This window comes from Piscinibacter sp. HJYY11 (genome assembly GCF_016735515.1).
GTDB lineage: Bacteria > Pseudomonadota > Gammaproteobacteria > Burkholderiales > Burkholderiaceae_C > Rhizobacter.
Genome location: NZ_JAERQZ010000001.1, coordinates 549,989 through 565,454, shown reverse-complemented (window position 1 = coordinate 565,454; position 15,466 = coordinate 549,989). Strand labels below are relative to the sequence as shown.

Genomic DNA, 15,466 nt, shown 5'->3' with positions numbered 1-15,466 from the left:
GCTGCCAGCGTGCGGCAAGCCGGAGCCGCCGCCAGGCTCGCTCATGGCCGGCGCCGACCCCGAGCGTGGCCGCCGCCTCATGTCGCACTACCAGTGTGGGAGCTGCCACGTGATCCCGGAGGTGCAGGCCGCCGACGGCCGCGTCGGCCCGAGCCTCGAGCGCTATGCCCGCCGCAGCTACATCGCGGGCAACCTGCCCAACGCGCCCGACACGCTCGCGCGCTGGATCGAGGCCCCGTCGTCGCTGCTGCCGGGCACCGCCATGCCCGACATGGGCGCCTCGACCCCGGACGCGCGCGACATGGCCGCCTACCTGATGACGCTGCGGTGATGCGCCGCGCCTCGGTCTTCTCACCGGCGAGCGAGCAGGCCGCCGCCCTGAGCGAAGTGAGCTGGGTGCTGATCGTCGGCGCCGTGCTGATCTTCGTGCTGGTGATGGTGCTGCTCGTGCTCGGGCTGCTGCGCCGCGGGCGTGGGCAGGTGGTGTCGAGCGCGGTGTGGCTGTGGGGCGGCGGCGTGGCCTTCCCGGTGGTCGTGCTGACCGCCCTGCTCTTCTACGGCACGCTGCGCACCGCCGGGCTCGACGTCGGCGTGGCGAACCCCGACCTCGTGGTCTCGGTCACCGGGCGGCTGTGGTGGTGGGACCTGCGCTACCGTGACCCGGCCACCGGCCGCGAGCTGCGCAGCGCCAACGAGCTGCGCATCCCGCAGGGCCGCACGGTGCAGCTCGGGCTGCAGTCCGACGACGTGGTGCACAGCTTCTGGGTGCCCGAACTCGGCGGCAAGATGGACCTGGTGCCCGGCCGCGTCAACCGCCTGGTCATCACCGCCACGCAGGCCGGCACCTACCGCGGCCAGTGCGCCGAGTTCTGCGGCGAGCAGCACGCGCGCATGGCGCTGCACGTGGTGGTGATGCCCCCGCGAGAATTCGACGACTGGCTGAGGGCACAGACGGCGATGGCCGCCCAAAGCGATGCCGCACGCGTGGGCGAGCAGGCTTTCAGGGAACAGGGCTGCGCGGTCTGCCACGCCGTCGACCCGGCCAGCACCGCACCCGCCCTCGGCCCCAACCTCGCGCGCGTGTCCTTGCGCAGCCACCTTGGCGCCGGCGTGCTGCGCAACGACGCCGGGGCCTACAAGCGCTGGCTGGTGGGCGTGCAGCAGTTGAAGCCGGGGGCGCAGATGCCTTCGTATGCGCGGCTCGACGCAGCGACGCTCGACGCGCTCTCGGCCTACCTGGAGTCGCTGCGATGAGCACTCCGCCGGAATCGCTGCCGAACGCGCTGCCCCGCCCGCCCGGCGATCTGGCCGAGCTGGAGCGCGTGTGGCGGCTGCCGCGCGGCTGGCGCAGCGTGAGCGCCGTCAACAACACCTACATCGGCAAGCTCTACATCGCGACCGCGCTGCTCTTCCTGCTGCTGGCGGGGGCGCTCGCGCTCCTGATGCGCGCGCAGCTGGCCGTGCCGGGCGCCACACTCGTCACGCCCGGCACCTACAACCAGCTCTTCACCATGCACGGCACGGTGATGATGTTCCTCTTCGCGGTGCCCATCGTCGAGGCCGTCGCCGTCTACCTGCTGCCCAACATGCTGGGCGCGCGCGACCTGCCCTTCCCGCGCCTGTCGGCCTATGCCTTCTGGGCCTACGCCTTCGGCGGGCTGGCCTTCTTCTGCACCCTCTTCGTGGGCCTCGCACCCGATGGCGGCTGGTTCATGTACCCGCCGCTCACGAGCCGCGTCTACTCGCCCGGGCTCAACGCCGACTTCTGGCTGCTGGGCATCGGCTTCATCGAGATCTCGGCCATCGCCGGCGCCATCGAGCTCATCATCGGCATCCTGATGACGCGCGCGCCGGGCATGTCGCTGTCGCGCATGCCGGTGTACGCGTGGTCGATGCTGATCGTGGGCTTCATGATCGTCTTCGCCTTCCCGGCGGTGATCGCGGGCACCATGCTGCTGGAGATGGAGCGTGCCTTCGACTGGCCGCTCTTCGACCCCACGCGCGGTGGCGACCCCATCCTCTGGCAGCACCTCTTCTGGTTCTTCGGCCACCCCGAGGTCTACATCATCTTCCTGCCGGCGGCGGGCATGGTGTCGTCGATGCTGCCGGCGCTGGTGGGCAAGCCGCTCGCGGGCCACCGCGCGATCGTGGCGGCGCTCTTCGCGGTGGGCTTCTTCAGCTTCGCGCTCTGGGCGCACCACATGTTCACCGCGGGGCTCGGGTCGCTGTCGATGAGCCTGGTGTCGGTGGCGAGCCTCGCGGTCGCCGTGCCGGCGGGCGTGCAGGTGTTCGCGTGGATCGCCACGCTCTGGCGCGGGCAGGTGCGCGCCAACGGGCCCACGCTCTTCATCCTCGGCTTTCTCGTCACCTTCGTGATGGGCGGGCTGACCGGCGTGATGGTGGCGGTGCTGCCCTTCGACTGGCAGGCGCACGACAGCTACTTCATCGTGGCGCACCTGCACTACGTGCTGATCGGCGGCATGGTGATGCCGGTGTTCGCGGCGCTCTACTACTGGCTGCCGGTGCTCAACGGCCATCGCTTGAGCGAACGCTGGGCGCGCTGGATCTTCGCGATGGTGTTCGGCGGCTTCCACCTCGCGTTCTTTCCGATGCACATCGCCGGCCTGATGGGCATGCCACGGCGCGTGTACACCTACGACGCCGGCCTCGGCTGGGAGTGGCCCAACCTGCTGTCGACCGCGGGCGCGGCGGTGCTCGCCGCGGGCGTGCTGATGCTCACGGCGGACGTGATCCGCACCGTGCGCCGCCCGCCGCGCGAGCACGGCAACCCGTGGCACGCGCCTACGCTGGAGTGGATCCCGTCCGAGACCTACGCCACGCGCAGCATCGCGCAGGTGGAGACGCGCTGGCCGCTCTGGCAGCAGCCGGGCCTGTCGCAGCAGGTGGTGGCCGGTCAGCACTGGCTGCCCGGCACGGCCACGGGGCTGCGCGAGACGCTCGTCACCGGCGCACGGCGCGCCGACATCCGCCACCTCATCGTGCTGCCCGGCCCGAGCTGGTGGCCGGTGCTGGGCGCGCTCGGCACGGCGGGCTTCTTCCTGCTGCTCACCGTCAAGTGGGTGGTGACGGCCTTTGCCTTTGGCGCCGTGGCGGTGGTCTCGGTGGTGGCCTGGATGTGGCAGGCCGACCGTCTCGCGCACGACACGCCGCCCAGCGCCACCATCGGCCGCAACGCGCAGGGCGAGGTCAAGGTGCCGGTGGGCGCCGCGCTGTGGGCCTCGCACTCGTGGTGGGCGACCATCATCCTGCTGATCGTCGACTTCACCGTGCTGGCCTCGATGGCCTTCGCGCACATCCACCTCTCGATGCGGCTCGACGTGTGCCCGCCGCCGGGCGCTGCGCTGCCGCCGCTGCGCGACATGCTGCTCGTCACCGCGGGCTTCGCCGCCAGCGCAGGGCTCTACGCCTTCACCGGCAAGGGCATCGGCCAGCGACCCTTGCCGCGCTGGCGGTTGCTGCTGCTCGGCCTCGCTCTGGCATCAGCCTTGGCGGCCACATGGGGCCTCGTCGGCGGCATGGCCGATGCCGGGCTTGCGCCCAAGGCCACCGGCTGGGCCGCGAGCATCGCGGCGATGCTCTTCTATCAGGGCTTCCACTTCGGCATCCTGCTCGTGATGGGTGCCTTCCTCGCGGCGCGCATCGCCCGTGGCTGGGCCCGCCCTCGCCAGCGCGCCACCTTCGACAACACCGGCCTGATGTGGTGGGGCGCCTGCCTGCAAGGGGCGATCGTGGCCCTGCTGCCCCACGCGATGGTGTGGGCCATGGCATGAAGCAGACGCCAGCCGCTCCGTTCTTCACCGGCGTGTGGGCCGGCATGGCGCCGCTCGTCGTGTGGGCGGCGCACTTCGCCTTCGGCTACGTGGCGATCGCCGTGGCCTGCGTGGGCGCACCGCCCGACCCGCAGGGGCTGCGCGCGGTGCTGCTGGGCGCCACCGCTCTGGCGTTCCTGGTGCTCGCGGCAATGCTTTGGCGGGCCTCGTCCCTCAACGGCCATGCCCAGCTCATGCGGCGCGTGGGCGCCCTGCTCTCGCTCATCGGCGTGGCCTGGTCGGGCGTGCCGGTGGTGTTGCTGCCGGCCTGCGTGCCTTAGGAGCTGACGCGATGCTCGAGAACCTGTCCCCGTGGATGAACGCCGCCGCCGTGTACGGGTTGCGCGACCGCTAAGGCTTGCGCGTGACGAGCCCGTCCCACACCTCGCGCATGCTCGCGACCACGATGGCACGTGCATCCGGGTCGCCGTGCCACAGCGCACGCAGGTAGTGCGTGGCCTGCTTCAGCGTCACGTGCGGCGGCAGCGGCGGCACGTTCGGGTCGGTCACCATTTCCAGCAGCACGGGGCGGTCGGCGGCAAAGGCTTCGTCCCAGGCCGGGCCCACCGCCTCGGGCCGGTCGACGCGGATGCCGTGCAAGCCCAGCATGCGCGCGAACTCGGCGTAGGCAAAGGCCGGCAGGTCCTGCGAGTCGCTGAACTTGGGGTCGCCCGCGGTGATGCGCTGCTCCCAGCTCACCATGTTGAGGTCGGCGTTGTGGAGCACCATCACGACCAGCCGCGGGTCGCGCCACTCACGCCAGCGGTGGGCGATCGTGATGAGACCGTTGATGCCGAGCATCTGCATCGCGCCATCGCCCACCAGCGCCACTACCGGGCGGCCGGGGTGGCACAGCTTGGCAGCGGTCGCATAGGGCACCGCGTTGCCCATGGTCGCGAGTCCACCCGAGAGCGAGCCCATCATGCCGCGCCGGGCCTTGAGGTCGCGCGCATACCAGGCGGCCGAGGTGCCCGAGTCGCAGGTGACGATCGCGTCGGTCGGCAGGCGCGGCGAGAGTTCCCAGAACACGCGCTGCGGGTTGACCGGCGTGGCCTGGTTCATCGCGCGTTTTTCCAGCACCTGCCACCACTGGCGCACGTCGGCTTCCACCTTCTCGCGCCAGCGGCCGTCGGACTGCGGCTCGAGCATCGGCAAAAGCTGCTGCAAGGTGAGCCGGCTGTCGCCGACCAGGTTCACCTCGGTCGGGTAGCGGATCGAGAGCTTGCGGGGGTCGAGGTCGATCTGCACTGCACGTGCCTGCCCTTCCTTCGGCAGGAATTCGGAATACGGAAAGCTCGTGCCGACCATCAGCAGCGTGTCGCACTGGCTCATCAGCTCGTAGCTCGGCACCGTGCCCAGCAGGCCGATGGCGCCGGTGACGCAGGGCAGCTCGTCGGGCACGGCGAATTTGCCGAGCAACGCCTTGGCGATGCCGGCACCGAGCCGATCGGCCACGGCGATCAGCTCGTCGGTGGCATGCAGCGCCCCCGCGCCGGCGAGGATCGCGACCTTGCGGCCGGCATTGAGCACCTCGGCCGCAGCACGCAGCTCGTGCTCGGCCGGCACCGCGGCGCGGTAGGTGGTGCCGATGCCCGAGTGCACCGTGCCGTGTGCGTGCGGGGGCTGCTCCACCGCGTCCATCTCCTGCAGGTCGTGCGGCAGCACGATGCAGGTGACGGCACGCCGCTCCTGCGCGATGCGCATCGCGCGGTCGACCAGGTGGCGCACCTGGGCCGGCACGGTCGCCATGTGCACGTACTCGTGGGCCACGTCCTTGAAGAGGCTCAGCAGGTCGACCTCCTGCTGGTAGTCGCCGCCGAGCGCCGCACGCGCCTGCTGGCCGACGATCGCAACCACCGGCTGGTGGTCGGCACGGGCGTCGTAGAGCCCGTTGAGCAGGTGGATGGCGCCCGGCCCAGAGGTGGCCATGCACACGCCCACCTCGCCGGTGAACTTGGCGTGCGCGGTCGCCATGAAGGCAGCGAGCTCCTCGTGGCGCGCCTGGATGAATTCCATGCGCTCGCCAATGCGCCCGAACGCCCCCATGAGGCCGTTGATGCCATCGCCCGGATAGCCGTAGACGCGGCGCACGCCCCAGGCGTGCAGCCGCTCCAGCAGTTGATCGCTGACGGTTTTCTTCATGCCGGTGGCGCGGCAAGTGGCATGCCCCCGGTTCCCGTGGGCCTCGCGACGACAGCGAATTTCCACGCGGATTCCCACGCGGGCTCCCATGCGGTTTTCCATGCTCCGCCGGGACAGTCTCCGTGCAAGCAACTCAACGGAGCCTCACATGGAAAACCTAGACACCCTGGAAGCCGACTACGTCATCACCGGTGCGGGCACGACCGCCATGGCGTTCGCCGACACGCTGCTCAGTGAAAGCACGGCCACGATGGTCATTGCCGACCGCCGCAGCCGGCCGGGCGGCCACTGGCTGGATGCCTACCCCTTCGTGCGCCTGCACGGCGCTGCCGCGGTGTACGGCGTGAACTCGCAGCCGCTGGGCCATGGCGTGATCGACAGCGTGGGCCTGAACCGCGGCCTGAGCGAGCTGGCGAGCGGCCCGGAGATCTGCGCCTACTTCGACCGGCTGATGCAGCATCGCCTCTTGCCGAGCGGCCGCGTGACCTACCTGAGCCGGCACGAGATCGGCGCCGATGGCGTGGCCACCTCGCTGGTCAATGGGCGGCGCGTCCGCCTCAAGGCGCGCCGCAAATGGGTTGACGCGGCGCGTGCGGACAGCCAGGTGCCGGCCACGCACAAGCCGAATTTCCGCGTCGCCGACGGCGTGCGCCTGGTGACGCCGACCGAGCTGACGCGTCTCACCGAGCCGGCGAGCGGATTCGTGATCGTGGGCGGCGGCAAGACCTCGATCGACACCGCCCTGTGGCTGCTGGAGCACGGTGCCGACCCGGACAGCATCACCTGGATCCGGCCGCGCGACGCGTGGCTGCTCAACCGCGCCGACATCCAGCCCACCCTGCCCTTTGCCTATTCCACGCTCGAAGCGATCACCTCGGAGCTGGAAGTGGCGCGCGACGCCGCCTCGGTGCAAGACCTGTTTGCGAAGCTCGAAGCCCGCCGCCTGCTGTTGCGCATCGACCCGGAGGTGGAGCCCACGATGTACCGCTGCGCCACCGTCAGCGAAGCCGAGCTCGAGCAGTTGCGGCGCATCAGGCGCGTGGTGCGGCTGGGCCGCGTGCAGGCCATCGAGCGGGACCGCATCGTCTTCGCCCAGGGGGAGCTCGCCACCACGCCGGGCACGGTGCACGTGCACTGCAGCACCTCCGGCCTGCCGCGCGCGCCCATCGAGCCGGTGTTCCAGGGCGAGCGCATCGTGCCGCAGTACGTGCGCCGCTGTTCGCCGTCGTTCAGTGCGGCGTTCATTGCGCACGTCGAAGCCACCGTGGAAACCGACGAGGAGAAAAACGCGCTCTGCCGGCCGGTGCGCGTGCCCGAGCTGCCCATCGACTGGCTGCGCATGCACGTCGACAGCGCGGGCAACCAGCTTCGCTGGTCGCAGCGGCCGGAGTTGCAGCAGTGGCTGCGTCGCTCGCGGCTCGATGCGTTCATGGGACTCTTCGAAGAGGCGGGCCGACAGGCCGCCAGCGAGGGCAACACCCGATGGGCCGAACTCCAGCAGCGTCTGCGTGACGCACGCGTTGCCGGAATCAAGCGGATGGGTGAGCTGCTGGCGGCCTGAGGCCGCCGGGCCGCCTTACTTCGGGATCACCACGGTGTCGATCACGTGGATCACGCCGTTGTCGGCCGCGATGTCGGTCGCGGTGACCTTGGCGTTGTCGACCGTCACGCCGTTGGCGGTGGCGACGGTGAGCTCCGAGCCCTGCACCGTCTTCACCTTGCCGGGCTTCACGTCCTTCGCCATCACCTTGCCGGGGACGACGTGGTAGGTCAGCACGGCGGTCAGCTTGGCCTTGTCCTTGAGCAGTGCGTCGAGGTCGGCCTTCGGCACCTTGGCGAATGCCGCATCGGTGGGCGCGAACACGGTGAACGGGCCGGGGCCCTTGAGCGTCTCGACCAGGCCGGCAGCCTGCAAGGCGGTGGCGAGGGTCTTGAAATTGCCGTTGGCGACGGCGGTGTCGACGATGTCCTTGGCCTGCGCCGCGAAAGCGGCAGACACCAGGGCGGAGAGAACGAGCAGCTTCTTCATGGAGGACTCCTGTTTCAGGGGTGAGGGAAAGTCAGAGCGTCGGGATCAGCACCTTGCTGATCACGTGGATCACGCCGTTGCTGGCGCGCACGTCGGTGGCGACGATGGGCGCCGGCGTCGCGGTGGTGTCGACGATGCGCAGCGGGCCGTTCTGCACGGTGATCGACTGGCCCGAGACGGTGGCGACCGGCGTGCCGAATGGGATCTGCGTCGAGAGCACCTGCGCGCCGATCACGTGGTAGGTGAGCACTGTGCTCAGTTGCGTGGGCGTGAGCGAAGCAACGGTCGAGGCGATGTCGGCAAAGGCCTGGTTGGTCGGTGCGAAGACGGTGAAGGGCCCTGCCCCGCTCAGCGTGCCGGCGAGGTTGGCGTCGACCACGGCGTCCACCAGCGTCGAGAACAGCGGGTTGGCCTGCGCCATCTGCACGACGTTGAGCACGCCGGGCGGCACGAGCACCTTGTCGATCACGTGGACGATGCCGTTGCGTGCGGGCACGTCGGCCGTCGTCACCGTGGCCTGCGTCAGCACGGCATCCGTGAGGCGCACGCCGCCGGTTGTCGACACGGCAAGCGTGGCCGGGCTGCCGGCAAAGCTGTAGGCCGTGGCCCGCGTGGCCGCCCCCGTGCTCAGCTGGGCAGCGGTCTGCCGGGTGGGCAGCACGTGGTAGTTCAGGATGTCGGCCAGCGCCTGGGCCGGCAACGCCGCCACCAGGGCGCCCGCATTCGCGAAGCCGAGCTGCGTGGCGAGCGTGTCGAAGGCGGCGTTCGTCGGTGCGAACACCGTCAGGCTCACGCTGGTATTGGCCAGCGTGGCCGACAGGCCCGCCTTGTCGGCGGCCGCCAGCAGGGCCGTGAGGTTTTGCTGCTGGGCGAGCGCAGCGATCGTGGGCGGTGGCGGCGGATCGTCATCGCCCCCGCCGCACGCGGCGAGAAAGCCCGCGGCGGCGCAGACGGCCAGCCAGGTTCGTAGCCAATGCATCATCTTCATCTCCTGAAAGTGAGGGAAGCCAAAGAGTCACAGCGGAGCACGCTTGCCGGCAGGGCTGGCGCAATGTGAACTGACAAGTTCACATAGTCAACCGTATGGTTTTTTTGTGAACTGCTCAGTATTGCTGTCGATTTGGCCTCGTGTGGAAGGTTCCGCGCGATGTGAAGAAAATTTACGTCCCGTCTTTTGCGCCGAGCGCCCCCATGAACCGACTCCAAGCCGAATGGCTCCGCCTCTACCTGCCAGCCGGTGTGCGTGACCCCGACGCGGGCACCGCGCTGTCCGACGGCCAGGGCCAGCTGAGGGCCCTCGTGATCGAGGTGTCGAAGCCCGCCGAGTGGGACGCGCTGGCCGCCGTCTGGCGCGGGGTGCAGGACGAGCTCGGGCTGCCGCCACCGGGCATCGCCGTGTCGGGCACCGATGGCCTGCAGCTCTGGTTCTCGTTGGCCGAGACCGTCAGCGCTACGCGCGGTGCCGCGTTCCTCGCAGGCCTGAGGCGTCGCTACCTCGCAGGCGTTGCCGGGCCCCGCGTGCGCCTCTGTCCGGACGAGGCGGCGCCTCAGTGCCGCGCTGCGCTCGTTCCCTCTCAGCAACCCGAGACGGGCAACTGGTCAGCCTTCGTCGCGCCGGGCCTCGCGCCGGTGTTTGCGGACACGCCATGGCTCGACGTCCCGCCCGGCATCGACGGGCAGGCCGACCTGCTCGCCAGGCTGGAATGCATCAAGCCGGAGGATTTCGACAAGGCCTTGCGAGGCCTGCGCGAGGCCGCGCCGTCGCCCGCAGCACCCACGCCGCAACCGGCGAGGCCGGCGGGCGACGTGGACCCGCGCCGCTTCCTGCAGCAGGTGCTGAACGACGAGGGCGCACCGCTTGCCTTGCGCGTCGAGGCCGCGAAGGCGCTCCTGCCTCACACGCCGATGTAGCGGTGCCAGAGCGAGGGGTCGGCGGCGAGGTCGGCCGAGGCGCCCTGCCACACCACCTGGCCACGCTCGATGAGCGTGTGGCGGTCGGCGAGCTTCACCAGGCGCTGCACGTATTTGTCGATGACGAGGATGGTCTGCCCCTGCGCGCGCAACTGGGCCAGGCAGCGCCAGATCTCTTCGCGGATGCGCGGCGCGAGGCCTTCGGTCGCCTCATCAAGGATCAGCAGGTGCGGGTTGGTCATCAGCGCGCGGCCGATGGCCAGCATCTGCTGTTCGCCACCCGAGAGCTGGTGGCCCATGTGGGCAAAGCGCTGGGCCAGTGCCGGAAAGAGCGCGACCACGCGGTCGAGCGTCCACGGCGTTTCGCTCGCGTTGCGCCGTGCGGCGAAGGCGAGCAGGTTTTCCTTGACCGAGAGATTCGGGAAGATCTGCCGCCCCTCGGGCACCACCGCCAGGCCCATGCGGGCGATGCGGTCGGGCGACAGCGCCTCGATGCGCTCACCGCGAAAGCGCACCTGCCCGGCACGCGCCGGCGTCAGCCCGAGCAGCGAGCGCACGGTGGTCGTCTTGCCCATGCCGTTGCGGCCCAGCAGCGTGGCGACCTCGCCCTGGCGGATGCTGAGGTCGATGCCGAACAGCACCTGGCTGCTGCCGTAGGCCGTCTCCAGCCCTTCAACCTCCAGCAGCGCGGCGCTCACGGCGTTTCCTCCGCATCCTCTGTGTCATCCCCCAGGTAGGCACGCTTCACCTCGGGGTGCTCGCGGATCTCGTCCGCCGTCCCGGTGGCGATGATCTTGCCGAAGACGAGCGTGGAGATGCGGTCGGCGAGGCGGAACACCGCGTCCATGTCGTGCTCGACCAGCAGCATGGTGACGCTGCCGCGCAGCCCCTGCAGCAGCGCGACCATGCGCTCGGATTCCTCGGGGCCCATGCCGGCCATCGGCTCGTCGAGCAGCAGCAGCTTGGGGTTCAAGGCGAGCGCCAGGCCGACTTCGAGCTGGCGCTGCTCGCCGTGCGACAGGGCACCGGCCGTGCGGTCGAGCTGCGCGCCCAGGCCCAGCCGCTCGGCCACGGCCGCCGCGGCCTCGTAGCGGGCGCGCTCGGCGCGCGCGGGCGTCCAGAAACGCAGGCTGCTGCCGTCACGCGACTGCACGGCCAGCGCCAGGTTGTCGAGCACCGAGAGGCGCTTGAAGACGCTCGTGATCTGGTACGAGCGCACCAGCCCCAGGTGCACCCGCTTGTGGATGGGCGTGGCGGTCACGTCGTGCCCATCGAAATGGATGCGGCCGCCGTCCGCGGCCAGTGCGCCCGAGAGCAGGTGGATGAGCGTGGTCTTGCCTGCGCCGTTGGGACCGATCAGCGCGTGCACCTCGCCTGCTTCCATCGAGAGGCTGGCGTGGTCGGTCGCCACGAGGCCGCCGAAACGCTTGACGAGTTGATCGGTGCGCAACAGGCTCATGCGCGAACCCTCCGCCGCAACAGGCTGAGCAGGCCGTTGGGCGCCAGCAGCACCACCGCCAGCAGCACCGCGCCGAGGCCGAACTGCCAGTGGATGGTGTAGCCCACCAGAACTTCTTCCAGCAGCAGGAACACGGCCGCACCGACCAGCCCACCATAGAGATAGCCCACGCCGCCGAGGATGACCATCACCATCAGCATGCCCGACTGGCTCCACTGCATGAGCGCCGGGCTCACGAAGTTGCCCTGGTTCGCCAGCAGCGCCCCGGCCAGCCCCGCGATGGCGCCGGCGAGCGTGAACGCGATCAGCTTGTAGCGAAACACGGCGAAGCCGAGCGCGGCCATGCGCGTCTCGTTTTCGCGGATGCCCTGCAGCACATGGCCGAAGCGTGCATTGAGCAGGCGGGCGATGGCGAAGAAGGCCAGCGCGCTCACGCCCAGCACCACGTAGAAGAACTGTGCGTCGCTTGCGAGGTCGAGCCCCAGGCCGACCCTCGAGCGCGAGGCGAGCGACAGGCCGTCTTCGCCGCCCCAAGTCTTCAGCGAGACCATCAGGTAGAAGAGCATCTGCGCGAAGGCGAGCGTGATCATGATGAAGTACACGCCCTGCGTGCGCAGGCTCACGAGGCCGATGACGAACGCGAAAAGCCCGCCCACCACGAAGGCCGCCGGCCACGCCACCCAGGCCGAGAGCACGCCGCCCTGCATCAGGATGCCCACGGTGTAGGCCCCCATGCCGATGAAGGCCGCATGGCCGAAGCTCACCATGCCGCCGAAGCCGAGGATCAGGTTCAGGCTCGTCGCGGCCAGCGCAAAGATGAGGATGCGGCTCGCCACGCCAATGTAGAACCTCTCGCCCACCGCATCGAGCGCCGGGGGCAACGCCGCCAGCACGAGCAGCAGCGGAATGGCGATGCGCAGGTCGAGGCGGTGGTCCAGCACGCTCGCCGGCTGGTTCTGGAAAGACGACGTCATGTCAGTGGGCCGGGAACAAGCCGCGCGGCTTCCAGAACAGCACGCCGGCCATCAGCACGTAGATGAGGATCGACGCCACGGCCGGGCCTGCGGTCGCCGCTGCGGCCGGGCCAAGCAGCTGGCCGAAGAGCACCGGCACCAGCGTGCGCCCCGCCGTGTCGACCAGGCCCACCAGCAGCGCTCCGAGCAGCGCGCCACGGATGGAGCCGATGCCGCCGATCACGATGACGACGAAGGCGAGGATGAGGATGCTCTCGCCCATGCCCACCTGCACCGCGAGCAGCGGGCCCAGCATGCCGCCCGCCACCGCGCACAGCGCGGCGCCGATGGCGAAGAGCGCGGTGAAGAGCAGGCGCACGTTGGTGCCCATGGCCTGCGCCATCTCGCGGTTGGACGCTCCTGCCCTCACCTGCATGCCCACCCGCGTGTGTGTGACCAGCAGGTAGAGCAGCAAGGCCACCGCGAGGCCCACGCCGATGATGAAGAGGCGGTACGCCGGGTAGCTGAAGCCGGGCAGCAGCTGCACCGGCCCGGCGAGCGCCGCCGGCATGGCCATCGGCACCGGCTGCGAACCCCAGACCATGCGCACCGCCTCGTTGGCCATCAGCAGGATGGCGAAGGTGCCGAGCACCTGCGAAAGATGGTCACGCTGGTAAAGCCTGCGCAGCACCGTCAGCTCGAGCAGGACGCCGATCGCGGCAGTGGCCAGCACGCCACCGCCCAGCCCAACCCAGAAGGAGCCGGACGCGGCGGCGATCGAGGCGATGAGGTAGGCCCCAACCATGTACAGCGAGCCGTGCGCCAGGTTGATCATGTCCATGATGCCAAACACGAGCGTGAGCCCGGCCGCCAGCAGGAACAGCATCAGCCCGAACTGCAGGCCGTTCAAAGCCTGCTCCAGCAGCAGGATCCCGGTCACGGGGTTTCAGCGGGCATCTTGCATTCGGCGGCGTACGCGTCGGCGTGGTTGTCGAACACCTTGCCCACGGTCTTGTTGGTGACGCGGCCCTGGGCGTCCTTCACCACTTCACGCAGGTAGTAGTCCTGCACGGGGAAGTGGTTGGTGTTGAACTTGAACTCGCCGCGCACCGATTCGAATTTCGCGGCTTCGAGTGCCTTGCGCAGCGCGGCCTTGTCCTCGATCTTGCCGCCCACGGTCTTGACCGCGCCGTCGATCAGGCGCGCCGCGTCGTAGCCCTGCGCGGCATAGAGCGTGGGCAGGCGGCCGTATTCCTTCTGGAAGTCGGCGACGAAGCGCTTGTTGGCGGCGTTGTCCATGTCGTGCGCCCACTGCGAGCTGTTCAGGATGCCGAGCATCGGCTCGCCCACCGCGCGGATCACGTCTTCATCGGCCGAGAAGCCCGGCGCGAAGAGCTTCATCTCCTTGTTGAGGCCGGTGCTGGTGAACTGCTTGATGAAGTTGATGCCCAGGCCACCCGGCAGGAAGATGAACACCGCATCGGCACCCGAGGCGCGGATCTGCGAGAGCTCGGCGCCGTAGTCGAGCTGGTTGAGCGGCGTGTAGGTCTCGAGCGCGATCTCGCCCTTGTAGAAGCGCTTGAAGCCGGCCAGCGCGTCCTTGCCTGCCGGGTAGTTGGGCGCGAGCAGCGCGATCTTCTTCACGCCACGGGCCTGCACCGTCTTGCCCACGGCCTCGTGCATGTTGTCGTTCTGGTACGAGGCGCTGAAGAAATACGGGTTGCACTGCGCACCGGCCAGCTGCGACGGACCGGCGTTGGCGCTGATGTAGAAGGTGCGCGACTGGAACACCGGTGGCGCCACGGCCAGCATGATGTTCGAGAACACGATGCCGGTCATGAAGTCGACCTTGTCGCGCTTGAGCAGGCGGTCGGCCGTCTGCTTGGCGGCGTCGGGGCTCATCTGGTCGTCGGCCACGATCACCTCGGCCGGCAGGCCGCCGAGCTTGCCGCCGGCGTGCTTCACCGCGAGCTGGAAGCCGTCACGGATGTCGATGCCCAGCCCCGAGCCCGCGCCCGACAGCGTGCTCAACAGGCCGACCTTGACCTTGTCGGCCGCGGCAGCCGGCAGCGCCGTCAGGGCGGCGGCCGCAAGGGCGACCAGGCGAATGGAAGAGAGCGGGCTCATGGTTGCTTTCATGGAATGGCTCGGGGGAGTAGGTCGAGGAGGAGATTCAATCACGGCTCACTGGATGGTGACCGAGAGGGCGTTGATCCAGGTCTGCCCCGAGCCCGACATCACCTCGTTGCCGAGCTCGATGTTCGAGACGTAGTGCGCCGGGTTCACATAGCCACGCGACACCGCGTCGTCGAGGATGGCCTTGATGTCGAGCGTGGTGGCGAAGGTACTGACGGTCGCGCGGTAGGCCAGGTAGCTCCACTGGTTGGGGTTGGCACCCGAGATGTCGCCCCAGTTCTGCTGGTACCAGACCTCGAAGTCCCGGCCGCCGATGTTGACCGTGCCGACGTACGCGCCGGCAGGCGGGAAGCCGCTGCCGGCCGTCCAGATCATCATTTCGTTGGCGATGTCCTGCGGGTTGGTGCCGGTCGGCGTGGCGCCGGTGCGGGTGATCCACAGCGAGGTGGCGACGTTGTAGCTGCCGGTGGTGGAGACGCTCAGGTCGTACTGCCAGTCGAAGCGCTGCAGGGCGTTGATGCGTGCCGGCAGTTGCGCGTGGTTGCTGGTGCCGCCGTCCCAGGGTTTCCAGCCCACGATGACTTCGGGGTACGCATACACCGTCGTGCCGTTCGCCGGCCAGTTCCACGACCAGCCGTATTGCGTTCCGGCACCGTTGGGCCGGCTCTGCAGGCATTGCGTCGACGCGAAGCTGCCAGCGGCGGCCTTGTTCCAGGTGTTGTTGGTCAGGCGCCCGAGGCCCGCCACCTCCACGGTGGCGAAGTCGGTGCAGCCGAGTTGCTGCGTGCCGGCGGCCGGCGCGGGAGCCGGGGCGGACGAGCCGCCGCCACAGCCGGTGGCAAGCATGGCGACGCTCAGGGAAAGGGACAGGACGGAGTACTTCTTCATGGTGGCGATGTCGAACAAAAGGCCGGCGCGCCACCAGGCATGCCGCACGCGTGCGGCCCCTCCCTCCGTGACTGCTTCCCTCGGGTGAGTGAAATCGCGGGGCTTCATCGGCCCCGCG

At 69.5% G+C, this 15,466-nt stretch carries 15 protein-coding genes; 6 read left to right on the top strand and 9 right to left on the bottom strand.

What is annotated here, in order from left to right; genetic code table 11:
• Positions 1-43: 43 nt before the first annotated feature.
• From JI745_RS02560 to JI745_RS02545, 4 genes are read left to right on the top strand one after another with little or no spacing between them, the layout of a single operon-like run.
• Positions 44-331 (top strand): cytochrome c family protein, encoded by a 288-nt coding sequence (locus JI745_RS02560; protein WP_201803503.1) that lies wholly within the window; start codon positions 44-46, stop codon positions 329-331.
• Positions 331-1,254, top strand: a complete 924-nt coding sequence (coxB, locus tag JI745_RS02555; protein ID WP_201803502.1) for a cytochrome c oxidase subunit II — start codon at positions 331-333, stop codon at positions 1,252-1,254. The genes JI745_RS02560 and coxB overlap by 1 nt, the downstream gene beginning before the upstream one ends.
• Positions 1,251-3,791, top strand: a complete 2,541-nt coding sequence (locus JI745_RS02550; protein ID WP_201803500.1) for a cbb3-type cytochrome c oxidase subunit I — start codon at positions 1,251-1,253, stop codon at positions 3,789-3,791. The genes coxB and JI745_RS02550 overlap by 4 nt, the downstream gene beginning before the upstream one ends.
• Positions 3,788-4,111, top strand: a complete 324-nt coding sequence (locus JI745_RS02545) for a hypothetical protein (RefSeq protein ID WP_201803498.1) — start codon at positions 3,788-3,790, stop codon at positions 4,109-4,111. The genes JI745_RS02550 and JI745_RS02545 overlap by 4 nt, the downstream gene beginning before the upstream one ends.
• 70 nt (positions 4,112-4,181) lie before the next feature.
• Here JI745_RS02545 and JI745_RS02540 read toward each other — a convergent pair whose 3' ends face one another.
• Complete coding sequence (locus JI745_RS02540; RefSeq protein WP_201803497.1) at positions 4,182-5,972, bottom strand: thiamine pyrophosphate-requiring protein; 1,791 nt, start codon at positions 5,970-5,972, stop codon at positions 4,182-4,184.
• A 148-nt stretch (positions 5,973-6,120) separates the two neighbouring features.
• Between JI745_RS02540 and JI745_RS02535 the strand changes: the two genes are divergently transcribed.
• The gene (locus JI745_RS02535) at positions 6,121-7,533 is read left to right on the top strand and encodes a hypothetical protein (RefSeq protein ID WP_201803495.1); all 1,413 of its coding nucleotides are present in this window, start codon (positions 6,121-6,123) and stop codon (positions 7,531-7,533) included.
• Between the two features lie 15 nt (positions 7,534-7,548).
• Here JI745_RS02535 and JI745_RS02530 read toward each other — a convergent pair whose 3' ends face one another.
• Both JI745_RS02530 and JI745_RS02525 read right to left on the bottom strand, forming a co-directional pair.
• A complete protein-coding gene (locus tag JI745_RS02530; protein ID WP_201803494.1) occupies positions 7,549-8,001 on the bottom strand; it encodes a fasciclin domain-containing protein in 453 nt (150 codons plus the stop codon).
• A 31-nt stretch (positions 8,002-8,032) separates the two neighbouring features.
• The gene (locus JI745_RS02525; RefSeq protein WP_201812301.1) at positions 8,033-8,980 is read right to left on the bottom strand and encodes a fasciclin domain-containing protein; all 948 of its coding nucleotides are present in this window, start codon (positions 8,978-8,980) and stop codon (positions 8,033-8,035) included.
• Between the two features lie 212 nt (positions 8,981-9,192).
• Between JI745_RS02525 and JI745_RS02520 the strand changes: the two genes are divergently transcribed.
• A complete protein-coding gene (locus tag JI745_RS02520) occupies positions 9,193-9,912 on the top strand; it encodes a hypothetical protein (protein ID WP_201803492.1) in 720 nt (239 codons plus the stop codon).
• On the opposite strand, the gene JI745_RS02515 is transcribed toward JI745_RS02520, so the two are convergent.
• Genes JI745_RS02515 through JI745_RS02490 form a run of 6 tightly spaced genes read right to left on the bottom strand, consistent with a single transcriptional unit; the run spans position 9,897 to position 15,348 of the window.
• Positions 9,897-10,610 carry an ABC transporter ATP-binding protein gene (locus JI745_RS02515; RefSeq protein ID WP_404932792.1) on the bottom strand — a complete coding sequence of 238 codons (714 nt, stop codon included), beginning with the start codon at positions 10,608-10,610 and terminating at the stop codon, positions 9,897-9,899. The genes JI745_RS02520 and JI745_RS02515 overlap by 16 nt on opposite strands.
• Complete coding sequence (locus JI745_RS02510; protein WP_201803490.1) at positions 10,607-11,371, bottom strand: ABC transporter ATP-binding protein; 765 nt, start codon at positions 11,369-11,371, stop codon at positions 10,607-10,609. Before JI745_RS02510 ends, JI745_RS02515 begins: the two co-directional genes overlap by 4 nt.
• Positions 11,368-12,345 (bottom strand): branched-chain amino acid ABC transporter permease, encoded by a 978-nt coding sequence (locus tag JI745_RS02505; RefSeq protein ID WP_201803488.1) that lies wholly within the window; start codon positions 12,343-12,345, stop codon positions 11,368-11,370. Before JI745_RS02505 ends, JI745_RS02510 begins: the two co-directional genes overlap by 4 nt.
• Before the next feature lies 1 nt (position 12,346).
• Complete coding sequence (locus JI745_RS02500) at positions 12,347-13,264, bottom strand: branched-chain amino acid ABC transporter permease (RefSeq protein ID WP_201803487.1); 918 nt, start codon at positions 13,262-13,264, stop codon at positions 12,347-12,349.
• Positions 13,261-14,451 carry an ABC transporter substrate-binding protein gene (locus JI745_RS02495; protein ID WP_201803485.1) on the bottom strand — a complete coding sequence of 397 codons (1,191 nt, stop codon included), beginning with the start codon at positions 14,449-14,451 and terminating at the stop codon, positions 13,261-13,263. Before JI745_RS02495 ends, JI745_RS02500 begins: the two co-directional genes overlap by 4 nt.
• Before the next feature lie 57 nt (positions 14,452-14,508).
• Positions 14,509-15,348 carry a GH12 family glycosyl hydrolase domain-containing protein gene (locus JI745_RS02490; RefSeq protein ID WP_201803483.1) on the bottom strand — a complete coding sequence of 280 codons (840 nt, stop codon included), beginning with the start codon at positions 15,346-15,348 and terminating at the stop codon, positions 14,509-14,511.
• Positions 15,349-15,466 lie beyond the last annotated feature (118 nt).

Excerpts from the sequence above, each read along its gene's own strand:
- JI745_RS02545 (WP_201803498.1), top strand. The coding sequence starts at position 3,788 with ATGAAGCAGACGCCAGCCGCTCCGTTCTTCACCGGCGTGTGGGCCGGC.
- JI745_RS02550 (WP_201803500.1), top strand. The coding sequence starts at position 1,251 with ATGAGCACTCCGCCGGAATCGCTGCCGAACGCGCTGCCCCGCCCGCCC.
- JI745_RS02510 (WP_201803490.1), bottom strand. The coding sequence starts at position 11,371 with ATGAGCCTGTTGCGCACCGATCAACTCGTCAAGCGTTTCGGCGGCCTC.
- JI745_RS02505 (WP_201803488.1), bottom strand. The coding sequence starts at position 12,345 with ATGACGTCGTCTTTCCAGAACCAGCCGGCGAGCGTGCTGGACCACCGC.
- JI745_RS02540 (WP_201803497.1), bottom strand. The coding sequence starts at position 5,972 with ATGAAGAAAACCGTCAGCGATCAACTGCTGGAGCGGCTGCACGCCTGG.
- JI745_RS02490 (WP_201803483.1), bottom strand. The coding sequence starts at position 15,348 with ATGAAGAAGTACTCCGTCCTGTCCCTTTCCCTGAGCGTCGCCATGCTT.
- JI745_RS02560 (WP_201803503.1), top strand. The coding sequence starts at position 44 with ATGGCCGGCGCCGACCCCGAGCGTGGCCGCCGCCTCATGTCGCACTAC.
- JI745_RS02530 (WP_201803494.1), bottom strand. The coding sequence starts at position 8,001 with ATGAAGAAGCTGCTCGTTCTCTCCGCCCTGGTGTCTGCCGCTTTCGCG.
- JI745_RS02495 (WP_201803485.1), bottom strand. The coding sequence starts at position 14,451 with ATGAGCCCGCTCTCTTCCATTCGCCTGGTCGCCCTTGCGGCCGCCGCC.
- JI745_RS02520 (WP_201803492.1), top strand. The coding sequence starts at position 9,193 with ATGAACCGACTCCAAGCCGAATGGCTCCGCCTCTACCTGCCAGCCGGT.
- JI745_RS02525 (WP_201812301.1), bottom strand. The coding sequence starts at position 8,980 with ATGCATTGGCTACGAACCTGGCTGGCCGTCTGCGCCGCCGCGGGCTTT.
- coxB (WP_201803502.1), top strand. The coding sequence starts at position 331 with ATGCGCCGCGCCTCGGTCTTCTCACCGGCGAGCGAGCAGGCCGCCGCC.
- JI745_RS02535 (WP_201803495.1), top strand. The coding sequence starts at position 6,121 with ATGGAAAACCTAGACACCCTGGAAGCCGACTACGTCATCACCGGTGCG.